This is a genomic window from Streptomyces sp. DS1-CR2 (assembly GCF_055760475.1).
Genome location: NZ_CM147085.1, coordinates 7,699,699 through 7,710,637, shown reverse-complemented (window position 1 = coordinate 7,710,637; position 10,939 = coordinate 7,699,699). Strand labels below are relative to the sequence as shown.

Below are 10,939 nucleotides of genomic sequence, written 5' to 3'. Positions count from 1 at the left end.
CGGTGACCGGCGACCAGATCAACATTCTCGGCAACATCTCCGGCTGCCGGGGGAACTGGGCCCGCAGAGCCTGGCAGATCTGCTCCGGGCTCCACCGTATGTCCAGGTGGTCCTGGATGAAGTCCCGCAGCTGCGGGTTCTGGCCGATCTTTCCGGGCTTCGGACGGGGCCGGCGGGCATCGGCACGGGCCTGGGCCGCGTGCGGGCGGTAGTGGCCGTTGACCGGGTGGCGGTCGCGGCGGATCTCCCGGCTGATGGTGGACGGGCTGCGGCCCAGCTCAAGCAGCTCGGCGGCCGGGTTGAGCACTGCCAGGTCCCCACGCCTCTCAGGTTCCAGGCACCAGCGCAGTGCATCCGGGCGCACCAGCAGCCGCACTCTACGGAGCACGTCCCGTGGCAGCCGGTGCAGCAGCGCCGCCAGGAACGCCCGATCGCTCGTAGTGAACCGCGCCCTCTCCTTACCGACCACAGGGCGAAGGCATGTCCTTGCTCAGCCAAGGAGCCCAGCCAACGCAGCGTCCTCGCGCCCCGACCGCTGCGTGGCAGTCACCAACTCCTGTAGTGCATCGAGGAGTTCTGTACGGATCGCGACCAGTTCGGGCACCGACTCAGTGGCACGCCCCCCGTGACACTGGGAAGAGCTGACTGCTGCGCAGCCCCATCATGTGGCGCACCACCCAGTGAATGCGCTCCAGGAACCCGGCTCCGCGGCCAGGGCGCGGCGCACCTGCGCCAGGCTCTCCTGCATCGCATGGATCGCGATGCGCTCCACCAGGACGGCCTTGTTCGGGAAGTGCCGGTAGATGGTGCGTGCGCACCCGGTGGGCCCCGACGTGGTGGCCGGGCAGCTGATCTTCCCGATCGAGCAGGCCGCCGACGTGCTCGCCGGACTGCCCGCGGTGGTGGCCGCCGCCCCGCGCGAGCTGGGCCTGCTCGCCGCCGTCGCCGGGGCCCCCGCGCTGCCGTCCCCGCCCGCGCAGGCCCACGGCCGACCGGTGCTTGTCCTCGTCCCCGGTGGACAACGGCGAGGTCGCCACCGCCCGCCGGGACATCGACCCGCTCGCCACGCTCGGCCGCCCGGTGGCGGACCTGGTCACCGCCATGCCCTGGCTGCAGGCGAACAGCATGCTCGACGCCGTCGCGCCCTACGGCAAGCGCATGAACCTGCGCGGCGGCTATCTGCCGGCGCTCGACACCGACGCCATCACCACCGTGCTGGCGAACGCCGCCGCACCCGCGAACCCCGGCGCCACCACCATCAACATCTGGTGCATGGGCGGCGCCATCTCCGATGACACAGCCGAGGACGCCATGGCCTTCTCCCGTGAGGGCGCCGCCTGGCTGTGGGAGGCGGTCAGCATGTGGGACACGTCCGAGCACGACGCTCTGTACGAGCAGTGGGCGACGGCGATGGACGAGGCGATGCGCCCTCACTCACTGACGAACGGCTACACCAACCTCACCGACGACCAGGGCCGCAGTGGCGCCGGACCGTTCACGGCAGTGAGGCCAAGCACGGACGGCTGGGCGCCGTCAAGGCCGCCTGGGACCCTGAGAACCTGCTCCGCTTCAACAAGAACATCACTTCCGAGTCCGCCGCGCCGGTGCACTGACTCCGCGTTCAGTCCGGCAGTCCCCAGGGGCGCCGCGCCGACAGTGCGGGCACGTCCCGCGGTGCGGGACCGGTGATCCTCTTGCCAGCAGGGGTCACCAACACCACGGCGCCCTTCGGGAGTTGGATCACAGCGCGCCCGACACCCGTCGTGCGGTACGGCAAACGTCGCCCCTGCTCGTCCCGTACGTCGATGTCCCCGCTGATCCCGTGCTCCAGGTCGAGCGGCGCGCCGGCCTCGCTGTGCACCCGTACCCATCGGGTGGCGCCGTCGGCCCGGTCGGCGTCGATGAGGAAGGCGCCCTGGGCGCGCAGGCCCTGGACACTGGCGTCGGGCCAGCTCGCCGACACACCGGGGAAGACCCGCACCGGCCCGGAGTGGCTCTGGATCATCATGTCGAGCACGGACTGGCCTGCGGTGAGCGGGGATTCGACGGCGAGGTTGCCGCCCTCGACGTACATGGTGTTCTCGGTCATCCGGGAGTTGCGGAACACGTTGCCATCGGTGAAGTACGTCAGCAGGTCGAGGGCCTGCTCGGGACGGCCGATACGGGCGGCCATCGAGGACGCGGCGGCGAAGCTGTAACCCGCCCACTGCGTACGGTCCTTGACCCAGTGGTCGAAGGTGGTGTCAATCAGGGCACGGTCGGCGGGGCGCGCGCGGTCGTACTCGGCGAGCGGAAAGAGCCAGAGCATGTGCGAGAAGTGCCGGTGCGACTCGGTGAGCGGCTTGTTCGCGCCGACCATCACCCCGGTCGCGTCCTGCGGGTAGGGAGTGAGCCGGTCCAGGATCTCCTGCCAGCGGGCCGCCTTGGGGTGCGTCGTGCGCAGCAGCTTCAGGCACTGCAGGAGGGTGGTGCAGCCCCAGCGCACCAGGGACAGGTCGTAGGTGCAGTCCTCGGCGTCGGCCCACTCCGGTGAGCGGGTCAGCGGCAGATGCAGGGCGCCGTCTGAACCCTCGTACAGGAAGTGGTCGTAGAAGTTCACCGCGCGGGTGAGGATCGGGTAGAGCACGTCGCGGACGATCGCCAGGTCCATGGAGTGGCGGTAGCTGAGCCAGATGTTGTGCAGCGCCCACAGCAGGTTGCCGGTGTTGTCGGTCTTGGAGGCGGTGCCGGGGACGCCGACCGTCTTGCCGCCGGTGCGCAGCATCCAGTCCGAGGGGTGCGCGAGAGCGTAAGTATCGCCGTCACGGTACTCCGCGGGGACGGAGGTGGGGAGTTCTGCCTCGAAGGCCTTGAACGTCGAGGTGACGGAGTCGAGTTCGGGATGGTTGGAGCCCTGCAGCAGCCAGCTGGCGATCTGCACGTTCAGGTTCCACCAGACGGCGGTCCAGCTGCCGCCGGTCTCCGGATACCACGGCCCCCACTCGGACAGGGACGGCCCGTTCGCGCGGGTGGCGCTGGCGAGCTTGTACAGCTGAATCCAGTAGAAGTCCTGGATTCGCTTTTCGGGTACGGAGACGAAGCTGCGGCGGTAGTAGCGGTGGCACCAGGATCGGTGTTCGCTCAGCAGGCCCGCGGTGGAGGCGGCGAGGGTGCGGTCGACCGCGGCGAGGGCGAGGCGCGTGGTGCCGCTCAGCTCCTCCGGGTGCCGGTAGACGACATGGGCGGCCAGCACCCGGCGGGTGCCGTCGCGGCGCTCGCGCCAGGCCGTGGTCCAGCCGCCGCCCGCTATCAGCGGCTGCTCGACATAGGAGGTGCCCTCGGCAGTGCCGGTCGCGGGGTCCGGGTTGCCCACGTAGTCGGCGGGCTTGTCCTTTGTGCGCGACGTGGTGGCGGGCATCCAGGTGAAGGACCAGGCCGCGTCCTCTTCCCCCGGGCTCGGCTCGGTGAACGCCACCAGCGCGTCACGGGAGTTGTGCACCAGGATGCTGAACGCGACACTGCCCCGGGCCGTGGTGATGGTGCCGCGCAGTTCGGCGTCGTACAGGTCGAGGGTCCAGTCGACGGCGGTGATCTCGCCGGAGAGGCTGAGGGTGAGACAGCCGATCGGCAGCCGGGAGTAGCCGATGGCCGCACGCCACTGCCCGCGCTGGTCCTGCACCTTGGTGTGGCTGAGCATCACCTGGAGGGTGTTCGCGGCGGCGCCCTTGGAGACGACGGCGCCCAGCAGCCCGTTGCCGAGCAGTGCGCCGTCCTTCCAGTCGGCGGGCAGCGTGCGCCAACGCAACGAGGCGTCGCGCGCGACCCGTTCATGGGGCGAGACATCGGTGGAATGCGCGCTCGCCCCCACGGTGGCGGCAGAAGCGGCCCAGGCGGAGGCGGTCTGCGGGAGAAGCGTGACTGCGCCCACTCCGGTGGCCAGAGTGAGAGCGGTCCGCCGGGAGGGGCGGGAGGGTGCGGCCGAGATATGCCTCTCGTTCATATAAGTGACTCCCATACTCGGAGGTGAACCCGCGTCCCGGGAATGATGCAGTCAACACCTCTTAGCCACAAGGGGTCTTGAAGCAATAGATCCGATCTTTTCGCGCGGCCGCGGACGGGAGGCCGCCGTCCTTGCAGTCCGGCGCGGTCCGATCGACCAGACGTAGCAGCGCGCCCCACTCGAGGGCGCAGACGTCATGGTTCTCGCAGTCGGAGGCCGCGTCCCGCACGCACGAGGCGGCGGCCGGGGCCTACCGTGAGGTGCCGTCGGCGTTGCGTCGGCACCCTGTGAGGCTCAAAAACACGAATCGTCGTCCCGCTTTGAAGCCCGTCGCCGCAAAGAACCGGGAGCACAGGACCCTGAGCAGCGGCTCTGCCGAGTCTGGGATCATGTTTCGTGATCCTGTCCATGGTGTACGCCGTCACGCGCCGCCTGCAGTCGCTGCCCGCGTTGCTGCTGCGGCGTGACGTCACGAAGGACTCGGAGTCGAATACCTCAACGTCGGGTTCGACGAGGTCCGGGACACGTTCGGGTCCTTCACTGCGTACGAGAAGGGGGCGTTCGGACTCGGAAAAGCCGAGGTTCGCCGGCTGAAGCGGGAGCTCCTGCTCTAATCAGCGATCCCCGCGATCGTGCCCGCTGCTGTCCGCGGTACGAGGTCAGCCGGTTCCGACCGGAGGCTGCTCGGTCAAGTGCCGCCACGTGCGCACGAGTTGACTGAACTCCTTGACCTGGACGAGGACATGGTCGCGGGCCGCGTTCTCGGCGCGCTCCGCATCACCCGTGGCGATGGCGTCGGCGATCTCACGGTGTTCGGCCAGTGAGCGCCGCATCCGGTCCGGCACCCTCAACTGCAGTCGCCGGTACGGCTGGAGGGCCCGTTTGAGGGCGTGTGCCTGGTCGGACAGGTAGGCGTTGCCGCAGGCGTCGTAGACGATGCCGTGGAAGCGCGCGTTGGCGTAGTAGTAGGGATCGGCGTCGCCCGCGCGCGCGTGCTGCGCGCACTCCTTGAGGGCGTCTTCCAACTCGTCGAGCGCCGAGCGCTCGATGCGGCGGGCGGACAGGCGTGCCGCCATCCCCTCCAGCTCCGCCATGACCTCGAACCGCTCGGCCAGTTCATGGACGCTCAGCTCGGTCACGTACGTGCCCTGCTTGGGCCGGATCTGGACGAGGCCCGAGCGCTCCAGGGCCTGCAGCGCCTCGCGGACGGGTGTGCGCGAGCAGCCGAACTCCCGCTCCAGCTGCGCCGGGTCCAGGCGCTCGCCGGGGCGGTAGCGACCGTCCACCACCGCGTTCTCCAACGCGTCCCGCACGCGCCGGGCTTCCGGGACTCGAGCCATGTGCACCTCCGAACGGTCAGATTATCCGGCACCTCCAAGGGGTGGTGCACCGCACGTCTGTGATCTACGGTGCACTGTTATATACATCACGGACCACGATGCATATTTGTTTCGTGATCCCGGTGCCGGGAGGGAGCGGAGATGGAACGTCATCCGCGGCAGCGTCCGGGGTGCGCCCCGGAACGCGGCGACGGCTGGCTGCTGTCCGATCTGCGACAGGCGCTGGGGCAGCGAGCCCTCGACGACGCGACGGCCGACGGCGCCGGCCCCGACAGCCCGCTGGGCCGACTGCTCTCCGCGTGTGAAGTCCTGATGAGCGACGTCGGCGAGGCCTCGATGCGCGCGGTCGCCGCCCAGGCACTCGCCGCCTACGACCCGCTCGACGACAAGGCCAAGGGCGCCTTCTTCAGGCACATCACCCGGACCTACGACGCCGATGCCGACCAGGTCCGCACCGCGTACCGCAGCTGGGAGGCGGCCCGCGAGTCCAACACCCGGGGCGCATCGGAGCTGGTCCGCCTCTTCGACGCCGTCGAACCGGCACGCCAGCAGTTGCTGCGCCGGATGAACCACGCGCCGGACGCCACGCTCGCCCTCGTCGGCATGCGCGCGGACCTGCGTCGTCTGATGCGCCACACCCCCGAACTGCGGCCCCTGGACCACGACTTCCAGCACCTGCTGACATCCTGGTTCAACCGAGGCTTCCTGCGCATGGCCGAGGTCACCTGGGACGCCCCCGAGGAACTCCACGCACATGTGCTGCGCGGTGAACAGGTCCACCCCATGGCCGACCGCGGGGAACTGCGCCGCCGCCTGGAGCCGGAGGACCGCCGCGTCTACGCCTTCTTCCATCCGGCCACCGGCGACGTCCCGCTGATCTTCGTGGAGGTCGCCCTGGTCCGCGGACTGCCGGACAGCATGGCCCCGCTGCTCGAACCAGGACCGGCGCTCGATCCGGCCCTGGCCGACACGGCTGCGCTCTACTCCATCAACAATGCCCTGGACGGTCTCGCCGGGGTCTCCTTCGGCAGCTTCCTCATCAAGCAAGTCATCGAGCAAGTCGGCGAGCAGCTTCCGCATCTGACGCAGTTCGCCACACTCTCGCCCATCCCCGGATTCCGACGCTGGCTGGAGGATCAGGCCGGGCGCGATCCCGAACTGCAGACCCTGGCCACGGAGTTGGCAGTCTTTGACGCGGCTGTGCCGGACGTCGGCGCCGCGCGGGCGGACCGTATCCGCCCCCGGCTCTTCGCCGCGCTGACCCGCTACATCACGGTCGAGCGCCGCGACGACGGCCGCCCCCTGGACCCGGTCGCCCGCTTCCACCTGGGCAACGGCGCCGCGGCCTGGCGCCTGAACTGGCCTGCCAACAACACGCCCGAGGCCTGGCGCCAGTCCTACGGCGCAATGATCAACTACCGCTACGAGCCGGAGCTGCTGGAGCGCCGCCACGAGGACTTCGTCCGGCACCGCACCGTCGCCGTGGACGGCCCCATGCGCGCGACGCAGGCGCTGCGAACAGGAAAGAACGAGAGAGGAACGACCCCGATGGGAACCCCGACGGCACCCTTCCCGACGATTCACCGGGCCTTCGCCGAGCAGGTGGCACGGCACCCGGACAAGGCGCTCTTCGAGCTGCCCGACGGGCGGTCCATCAGCTACCGGGAGACCGACCGTGTCGTGGCACGGATCGCCGCCCGGCTCGTCGCCGACGGGGTGGTCCCCGGTGACCGGGTCGCCATGCAGGTCGACAAGTCGCCCGAGGCGATCGCCCTGTATCTGGCGACGCTGCGCGTCGGCGGGGTGTTCCTGCCGCTCAACACCGCCTACACCGGCGCCGAGATGGAGTATTTCATCGGCGACGCCGAACCGCGCGTCCTGGTCTGCTCCCCGCAGCGCCATGCCGAGCACGCCCACCGCGAGGGCACCGGTCTCGTCGTCGAGACCCTCGGCACGGACGGGGACGGCACCCTGCTGGAAGGCGAGGACCACCACGACGACCTGTACGAGGCGACGGCCGACGAACCGGCCGCCATCCTCTACACCTCCGGCACCACCGGCCGTTCCAAGGGCGCCGTGCTCACCCACGGCAACCTCGCCTCCAACTGCCGTGCCCTGCTGGAGGCCTGGCGCTTCACCGAGGACGACCGGCTCATCCACGCCCTGCCGGTCTTCCATGTGCACGGCCTGTTCGTCGCCGCCAACATGACGCTGACGGCGGGCGCCTCCATGTACTACCTGGCGAAGTTCGACGCGGAGAAGATCCCCGACCTGCTGCCCGAGGCTACCGTGCTCATGGGCGTGCCGACCTTCTACACCCGCCTGCTCAAGAGCGACCGCCTCACCCCGGAGACCTGCGCCTCGATGCGCCTCTTCGTCTCCGGCTCGGCCCCACTGCTCGCCGCCGACCACGAGGCGTTCGAAGCACGCACCGGCCACGCCATCCTGGAGCGCTACGGGATGACCGAGACCGGCATGAACACCACCAACCCTTACGAAGGCGGCCCCCGCAAGCCCGGCACCGTCGGCATGCCCCTGCCCGGCACCGAGATCCGCGTGGTCGACCCCGAGACGGGCGAGGTGATGCCCGAGGGCCAGGTCGGCAGCATCGAGGTCCGCGGCCCGAACGTCTTCACCGGCTACTGGCGGATGCCCGAGAAGACCGCGTCGGAGTTCCGCGCGGACGGGTTCTTCATCACCGGTGACCTCGGCCGGATCGACGAGGACGGCTACCTCTGTATCTCCGGCCGCGGCAAGGACCTGATCATCTCCGGCGGCTTCAACATCTACCCGAAGGAGATCGAGGAACTGCTCGACGCCCACCCGAAGGTCCTGGAGTCCGCCGTCATCGGCGTGCCCCACCCGGACTTCGGCGAGACCGTCGTCGCCGTCGTCGTCCGGCAGCCGGGCCAGGAGCCCGAGGCCGACGAGCTTCTCGCCTCCATCGCCGGAGACCTCGCCCGGTTCAAGCACCCGCGCGCCATACGGATCGTCGAGGCCCTGCCGCGCAACGTCATGGGCAAGGTCCAGAAGGCCGAACTGCGCAAGCAGTACAACGAGTTGTTCACCGCGGTGGACGCGTAACCTCCCTCGCCCGGCTCTCCCCGGCTCTCCCGCCACCCCCCGCATTGCTCATGTCCCCAAGTCCCCAAGTCCCCAAGTCTCTCAGTGTGGAGTAGACGATGGTCCTCTATGGAGTGGCAGCACTGGCTGCGTGCATGCTCGCAGGCACGCTCGTCGGTGAACTGCTCGGCGACGCCCTCGGCGTCGACGCGAACATCGGCGGAGTCGGCTTCGCCATGATCATGCTGGTGCTCGTCACCCATTGGCTGCGCCGGAAAGACAAGTTCCCCAAGGCCTCCGAGCAGGGCGTGCTCTTCTGGAGCGCGATGTACATACCGATCGTCATCGCCATGGCCTCCACTCAGAACGTGGCCAAGGCCGTCACCGGGGGCCCGATGGCGCTCCTGGCCGGCCTCGGCGCGGTCGTCGCGACGGGCGCCCTGGTGCCCGTCCTCACACGGATCGGAGAGCCGGCGCAGCCGCTCCCGCCGCTGACCGCCGACGGCGAGGAGATCGCCGCGGCGACCGACACCGCCACGCAGCAGCAGGGGGCCTGACATGGACGTCGACGTACTCATCTCCGTCTGCAAGGACAACGGCCTGATCGTGGCGTTCGCCCTCATCGGTGGGCTGATGCTGCTGTCCGCGTGGCTGTCCAAGGTCCTGACCCGCGGCCGTCTGCAGGGCTCCGCCATCGCCATCATGCTGGGCCTGGTGCTGGCCTATGTCGGCGGGCAGGCGACGGGCGGCGAGGGTGGCCTCGCCGACTTCACTGCGCTGTCGGGCCTGAGCCTGATGGGCGGCGCCATGCTGCGGGACTTCGCGATCGTCTCCACCGCGTACGGAGTCGACCTGCGCGAGATCAAGCAGGCCGGGCTCACCGGCGTGCTGTCGATCCTGCTGGGCGTGCTGGTGTCGTTCTTCGTCGGGTCCGTCGTCGCCGCGCTGTTCGGCTACACGGACGCCGCGTCGATGGCGACGATCGGTGCCGGCGCGGCCACGTACATCGTCGGACCCGTGACCGGCACCGCGGTGGGCGCGAGCTCCGACGTGATCGCCCTGTCGGTGGCGGCCGGGCTGGTCAAGTCCGTGGTGGTGATGGTGGGCACGCCGCTCGTGGCCCCGCTGATCGGCCTCAACAACCCTAAGTCCGCCATGGCGTTCGGCGGGCTGCTCGGCACGACGTCCGGCGTGGCCGGCGGCCTCGCGGCGACCGACAAGCGACTCGTGCCCTACGGCGCGATGACAGCAACCTTCTACACCGGCGTCGGCTGTCTGCTCGGTCCGTCCCTGCTGTACGTGACACTGCGCGCCGTCGTCGGCGGGTGACGCGCCGGCCCGACGTTGCCGGCATCCTCAGTGCTTCAGCAGGATCTCACCGTCCGACCCGGGTGTTCGCCCAAGGCCGGGAGTGGGGCGAGATCCTGCTGAAGCACCAGCGCGGCCTCGGTAACTGGCGTTCAGGCGTCGCCGAGCCCCGTGATCCGCCGACGGTCGCTCGGCGTCGCCACCTCCCGCCCCAGCACCTCCGCCAGCTGCTTCGCCCCCCGGAACGCCTCCAGGTTCGATGTCAGCTTCTCCTGCTTGTGCGGGTACTTCCAGACCGTGTCCTCCATGCCGACCCGGATGTGCAGCCCGAGCGCTGCCGCGACCGTGGCGAGGTAGATGGAGGCGCAGCCGGCCGCGCAGACGAGGATGGTGGCTCCGGGGTCGGTGTCGTAGATGAGGGACGCGAAGCGGAGGAGGCCGTCGACCATCTGGCGCGGGTTCGCCATGGGGTTGCAGCCGGGCAGGCCCGGAAGGACGCACCACAGCTGGCCGGGGCTCAGCAGGCCGCTCTTGAAAAGGTAGCGGTCGGCGTTGGAGACGTCGGCGTAGACCGCGATGATGGGGCCGAGCCGGACTCCAGGATCAGGCGGGTCTTCCCCAGGAGGAGCGGGACGGGCTTGGCGAAGAGGGAGTCGCCGGGGTACACGACCGTGGTGTTCACCGGGACCGCGTCCAGGACGTGGTCGTCGAGGCAGCGCTTCATCTCGTCCGACTCGCCGTCGAGCGCGGTGACGAGGCAGCCGTCGATGGACAGCGCGGGTGCCGATAAATCATCCGCGCAGGTGAAGGCCCTGATCGTCGAGCACAGGCGTGGGCGGTCACGCCGCCCACGACTGCGCTGTTCCAGCACATGGTGGACGGCGGCACCATGGTCTGCCGTGCTGCTGCGCCTGGCCTACCACGCCATGACGAACACCTTCTCGCTCATACGCCTGCTGCCGATGAGCGACCGCGACAAGAAGATCGAGATCCTGGTGCTGCGGCGCCAACTCACCGTCCTGCAACGCCAGGTCGAGAAACCAGCATTTACGCCGGGCGACCGGTTCCTGCTCGCCGGGCCGCTCCACCACCTGCCGATGGACAAGCTTCGACGGCTCCACCTGCTGGTGCGCCCGGACACCATCCTGCGCTGGCACCGCAACTTCCTAAAACATCGTCACGCCGCGACATGTGAGGGGTCACGAAGTTTCCGGACAGGGATCCAATAGGGTTGTCCTGAACAGGAAAC

8 protein-coding genes and 1 pseudogene are annotated in these 10,939 nt (G+C 69.5%); 5 read left to right on the top strand and 4 right to left on the bottom strand.

The window, feature by feature from the left end:
* Nucleotides 1–34: 34 nt before the first annotated feature.
* A pseudogene (locus ACY0PA_RS36015) lies at nt 35–469 on the bottom strand (hypothetical protein); the annotation flags it as partial.
* Between the two features lie 545 nt (nt 470–1,014).
* Between ACY0PA_RS36015 and ACY0PA_RS36010 the strand changes: the two are divergent.
* Nucleotides 1,015–1,689 (top strand): hypothetical protein, encoded by a 675-nt coding sequence (locus ACY0PA_RS36010; protein WP_473081587.1) that lies wholly within the window; start codon nt 1,015–1,017, stop codon nt 1,687–1,689.
* On the opposite strand, the gene ACY0PA_RS36005 is transcribed toward ACY0PA_RS36010, so the two are convergent.
* The gene (locus ACY0PA_RS36005; protein WP_473081586.1) at nt 1,622–3,979 is read right to left on the bottom strand and encodes a glycosyl hydrolase family 95 catalytic domain-containing protein; all 2,358 of its coding nucleotides are present in this window, start codon (nt 3,977–3,979) and stop codon (nt 1,622–1,624) included. The genes ACY0PA_RS36010 and ACY0PA_RS36005 overlap by 68 nt on opposite strands.
* A 659-nt stretch (nt 3,980–4,638) precedes the next feature.
* Nucleotides 4,639–5,319 (bottom strand): GntR family transcriptional regulator, encoded by a 681-nt coding sequence (locus ACY0PA_RS36000; RefSeq protein WP_473081585.1) that lies wholly within the window; start codon nt 5,317–5,319, stop codon nt 4,639–4,641.
* A gap of 141 nt (nt 5,320–5,460) precedes the next feature.
* On the opposite strand from ACY0PA_RS36000, the gene ACY0PA_RS35995 reads away from it, so the two are divergent.
* From ACY0PA_RS35995 to madM, 3 genes are all read left to right on the top strand, one after another.
* Entirely contained in the window at nt 5,461–8,403 is a 2,943-nt protein-coding gene (locus ACY0PA_RS35995) for an AMP-binding protein (RefSeq protein WP_473081584.1), read from the top strand.
* Between the two features lie 98 nt (nt 8,404–8,501).
* Entirely contained in the window at nt 8,502–8,939 is a 438-nt protein-coding gene (gene madL, locus ACY0PA_RS35990) for a malonate transporter subunit MadL (RefSeq protein ID WP_473081583.1), read from the top strand.
* 1 nt (nt 8,940) lies between these two features.
* Nucleotides 8,941–9,711, top strand: a complete 771-nt coding sequence (gene madM / locus ACY0PA_RS35985) for a malonate transporter subunit MadM (RefSeq protein ID WP_473081582.1) — start codon at nt 8,941–8,943, stop codon at nt 9,709–9,711.
* Nucleotides 9,712–9,842: 131 nt separating this feature from the next.
* Here madM and ACY0PA_RS35980 read toward each other — a convergent pair whose 3' ends face one another.
* A complete protein-coding gene (locus tag ACY0PA_RS35980; protein WP_473086539.1) occupies nt 9,843–10,268 on the bottom strand; it encodes a 3-keto-5-aminohexanoate cleavage protein in 426 nt (141 codons plus the stop codon).
* 60 nt (nt 10,269–10,328) lie between these two features.
* Between ACY0PA_RS35980 and ACY0PA_RS35975 the strand changes: the two genes are divergently transcribed.
* Nucleotides 10,329–10,919, top strand: coding sequence for a hypothetical protein (locus ACY0PA_RS35975; RefSeq protein ID WP_473081581.1), 591 nt, complete (start codon nt 10,329–10,331; stop codon nt 10,917–10,919).
* The last annotated feature ends 20 nt before the right edge of the window (nt 10,920–10,939 follow it).